The following is a 3,644-nucleotide window of genomic DNA, read 5'->3' on the forward strand; positions in this document are numbered from 1 at the left end:
GACCACGTCCTGGGCGACAAGGGCTACAGCTCGCGAAAGATCCGCCCGCACCTGCGACGGCGAGGCATCCCGCACACCATCCCCGAACGCCGCGACCAGGTCGGGAACCGTCTCCGCAAGGGACAACACGGCGGCCGCCCGCCCTTGTTCGATCCCGAGGCGTACAAGCGACGCAACGTCGTCGAACGCTGCTTCAACCGCCTCAAACAATTCCGCGGAATCGCCACACGCTACGACAAGACCACCTCCTCGTTCACCGCCGCGATCACCATCGCGTCCATCCTGCTCTGGCTCAGACGCCCACTTTGAAGACACTTCCTAGCAGAACGAGAACGCGCAGTCGACCAGCGTCTGATGGCGGCGGATCGCCGTGTCGGAGCGGACTTGGAAGTCGGCCCACCCGAGTTCGTCCTTCACCTGCTTGTATCCCTGCTCGATCCAATGACGGATCCCATGGATGCGCACGCCTTCCGTCAGGTCGGCGGCCGGGTGCGGGGCCTCGTCCTCGCGCGGCCCGCCCGGGCGGGGAGGGTTCGTGGCGAGATACCAGGTGACCCTGGCCGGCAGCGTCGCCGGGTCGGTGGTGGCCACCACCAGCCGGGTCGTCCCGTCCGGCCCCCACCACCCGAGCGTCGCGTCGGCGGCCCACCACGGCTCGGTGTGCCCGTCGCGGAAGGTGCGGATCACCGCGTACCTGTCGCCGGGTCGGTCCGGTCCGTGCCGGACCGGTTCACGGGCGGCGTCGACGGGGGTGTGGGCCTGGTCGCCGTATGCCCAGGTCCCGCGCCGTGGCTTCGACGCCATGACGAACGGCAGTCCGGCCTCCCGCAGTTCGCCGCGGAAGCCGTCCTGGTCGCCGTACGCGCAGTCGGCCGCCGCCGCCCGGAACACGAACCCCGCGTCGTGGGCCTGTACCGCCGGCTCCGCTCCGATCCGCAGCCTGGTGCGGAACCCCGGGTCGTTCCTTCCCTTCGGGAAATGCCGGGCCGGCGTGTAGGGGACGGCGTGGAGCGGGTGGTAGACCCGTTCGTCGGCCCAGAGGGTGGTCACCGTGACGACCCCGTTGTCGGTCCTGCCCAACCGTCCCAACCATTGGCGGCGCACGTGCGCGGTCGCCGTTCCGTCCTTGCGGTCCCCGTAATCGTCGATGACCGATACCCCCGCCTCGTGCGGGGCGGTCGCGGGCTCGGCACGCAGCAGTTCCAGTCGGCGGGCGTTGACCCGTTCGTGGTCCCAGGTCGACTCGGAGAGGAAGAACTGCAGCCGCTGCACGGCCGGGTGTTGCGCGCCGGCCACCGGCGCGGCCCCGGCCAGGCAGGTCAGCGTCTTGTTCCGGTCCCGCGGCGCCAACAGCCCGACCAGGTACTCCCGGAACCCCCGCCGCCGGGCGAGCGTCCCGAACAGGTCGTCGAACCGGGCCGCGTACCCCTCCAACGGCCCCGGCGCAGGCGGACACGGCACACGAGCGGTCATGGCACGCCCCCGAACGGGCCCACGAATACCGCTACTTCATGGCATACCGCTATTCGAAGCCGCCGTCAACAAACCACCGCTAGTCGAGGGTGACCCGGACGGTTTTGGTGGTGCCGTCCTGTTGCCGGTAGGTGAGGGGGACTTCGGCGCCGGAGCGGACGCGGCCGATGCGGGCGGCTCGCAGGTCGGCGGCGTTGGTGACGGGTTTGCCGTCGAAGGAGGTGACGACGTCTCCGACGCGGATGCCGGCCCGGTCGGCGGGGCTTTCGCGGGTGACGCCGCGCACGCGGGCGCCGCTCCTGTCGGGAGTGTCCTCGTGTTGGAGGCCCAGGATTCCCTGTTCACCTTCGGTGATGACGACGAGGGGTTGTTCGTCGTCGTCCAGGCTGAAGGTGCCGGAGTACTCGCCGCCCGCCAGGGGCGCGTCGGCGTCGGCGCGGAGGAGGACACGGACCGGGGTGACGAAGTTCCACCGGCCCGGGGGTGTCCACGCCGTCGCGGTCGAGCCGTCGCGGGCGATGTCGACGTCGCACGAGGGGCAGTCCAGGTCCAGGTCCAGGATCCGGGTGTGCTCGGGCGCGGTGGCGGTGAAGACGCCCTGGCTGGGGCGGGACCGGTGGTCGGGGTCGTAGACGACCTCGCGTGCCTCGCCGGGCGCGTCCAACTCGGGGATCTCGCGCTGGGGTTGCAGCCCCGCGGGGGCCCGGAGCGTGGTGTGCGCGGCGGCCGGAGTGGACGCGGTCGCGGCGACCGGGTGGAACGCGATCGGCAGCAGGACACACACCCCGACCCCGAGGATCGTCCAAGGCCCCACGGGATGGTGGGCCTCGCGGGTTCGTTCCACGGCGGCGGGTCGGCGTGAACGCGTATTCGTCATTTGTCGGAGGTTAGGCCCGAAGAAATCCGCAGGGGTGAAAACACGCGCAGAACACCTCATCGCGTCGTTTTTCGCGATGTGCTGGACCCGTCGATCCCACCACCACCCTCAGGAGAGCGCCTCCCATGAGCGCCCACACCCGTCGTATCACCCGAGCCGCCGCCACGGTGGCGGTCACCGCCGCGGCACTGCTGCCGTCCGCGTTCCCCGCCCAGGCCGCCCCCCTCCCCAAACGGCACGAGATCGTGAGCGTGATCAACCAGAAGTGTCTGGCGGTGGACCACACGTCCGAGGTCGTCACGGGGGACTGCAACGTCGGCGACAGGATCTTTGAGTGGGAACTGCGTAACGCGCCCGGATGGGACGGCGTCGGGGATCACATCGTCAGGATCGGCGGGGACGACGCCATACTGGAGCTCCACGGCTGCCTGAGCCACGCCCCGTCGGGGACGTCCGTCTTCTTCGCGTCGTGCAAGTCCACCACGGCCAAGAACCAATGGAAGATGGAGGAAAGCGGCGTCGGCGTTCGGTTCCGCTCGTCGAGCGGCACGTGCCTCACCGAAGAGCGCACAGCCGACCACTTTGGCGACCGTGAGCTCTACCTCGGCGATTGCGCCGACTCGACCGCCGCGCACATCTGGTCGGTGGTCTGAGCCGACCGTACCGCACGTCGGGTTCCGCCTCGGACGGCTCCGGGGCGGCCGGGGCCACCCCGGCGCGTCACCACGGTTCGGCGAAGGTGACGGTGTGGCGCACGCGGTGAAGCTGGGTGTCGCCCTCGCCAACGCCCGGCAGCGGCGGCCGACATGGCCGGCGGAGCGGATCGACGCGTTGGCCGCGCTCGGGATGCGATGGGCCTGATCCGGCGATCGGGGCCTGGGGTCGAGTCGGCTTCACGATGTCGGGGCCGGGTCGTCGGGCGCCGGGCGGGCGACATCGGGTCCGCTCTCTTTCGGGTGAACTTGCCCGCGCGATCGCAGCCGGCGGTCCGGCCCGGCCCTGCGGCCGCGCCGGACAGGGCGATTTCTCGGTTGGTCCTCGTCGTCAGAGCCGTGGTCGGCGTGCAGGTCAGCGTGGAAATGGTCACCGTTGCACACTCGGTTCGGCCTCGTCGTGGGAACGCGGGCCGTTACGGGCGGGTGTGCAGATCGGCGACGGGCGTGACGTCGACTCGGCCGAGGCCGCGTGCGGAGGGGTCCAGGGCCATGGTGTCCTCGATCAGGTTCTCCAGGTCGGGGTCCGGCCAGGGGCGGGCGTCGGCCAGGGGGACGCGTCGGCGGCCGGTGACGATGTC

Annotated in this window: 4 protein-coding genes; 2 read left to right on the forward strand and 2 right to left on the reverse strand. The window is 70.8% G+C overall.

What is annotated here, in order from left to right; translation table 11 throughout:
• Window positions 1-309 (forward strand): transposase (locus GT354_RS05480; RefSeq protein ID WP_161355037.1); only part of this gene is annotated, 309 nt, incomplete at its 5' end.
• Window positions 310-318: 9 nt separating this feature from the next.
• Here GT354_RS05480 and GT354_RS05485 read toward each other — a convergent pair.
• Both GT354_RS05485 and GT354_RS05490 read right to left on the reverse strand, forming a co-directional pair.
• On the reverse strand, window positions 319-1,473 hold the full coding sequence (locus tag GT354_RS05485; RefSeq protein WP_237534402.1) for a transposase: 1,155 nt from the start codon (window positions 1,471-1,473) through the stop codon (window positions 319-321).
• A gap of 79 nt (window positions 1,474-1,552) precedes the next feature.
• On the reverse strand, window positions 1,553-2,350 hold the full coding sequence (locus GT354_RS05490) for a PDZ domain-containing protein (protein ID WP_202511537.1): 798 nt from the start codon (window positions 2,348-2,350) through the stop codon (window positions 1,553-1,555).
• 125 nt (window positions 2,351-2,475) lie between these two features.
• On the opposite strand from GT354_RS05490, the gene GT354_RS05495 reads away from it, so the two are divergent.
• Window positions 2,476-3,003, forward strand: coding sequence for a ricin-type beta-trefoil lectin domain protein (locus GT354_RS05495; protein WP_161355038.1), 528 nt, complete (start codon window positions 2,476-2,478; stop codon window positions 3,001-3,003).
• The last annotated feature ends 641 nt before the right edge of the window (window positions 3,004-3,644 follow it).

The organism is Streptomyces sp. SID3343, assembly GCF_009865215.1.
Taxonomy (GTDB): Bacteria; Actinomycetota; Actinomycetes; order Streptomycetales; family Streptomycetaceae; genus Embleya.